Origin of the sequence: Massilia sp. CT11-108 (genome assembly GCF_047302915.1) — a bacterium.
GTDB classification, from domain to species: Bacteria; Pseudomonadota; Gammaproteobacteria; order Burkholderiales; family Burkholderiaceae_D; genus Telluria; species Telluria orientalis.
This window is the reverse complement of record NZ_JBKYMO010001751.1, coordinates 1-238: the sequence shown is the minus strand read 5'-3', so window position 1 is coordinate 238 and position 238 is coordinate 1. Positions and strand designations below refer to the sequence as shown.

Annotated in this window: 1 protein-coding gene; it reads left to right on the top strand. The window is 50.8% G+C overall.

The window, feature by feature from the left end:
* Nucleotides 1-23: 23 nt before the first annotated feature.
* Nucleotides 24-238: hypothetical protein (locus tag ACEN88_RS36225; protein WP_413347200.1), on the top strand; the 215-nt coding region annotated here is incomplete at its 3' end.

Genomic DNA, 238 nt, shown 5'->3' with positions numbered 1-238 from the left:
ACGATGTACTATGCCACTTCGGCATGACCCTGGCGAGACATCCGAGTACCGCAACTTTGGTCACCCACCAGGACATCACACTACCATTCCTTATCAATGGCTTCGACGCCGGCATTCCAATCCATTTTCACCAAGACTCTCGAGAACAATTCGTCGATGAAGCCCTTCAGTGCCTCTCGGACGCTGTGTCCTATCAATATCCGCATAAGGGAGCGATTAAGCTAATCGGTATGAAGCC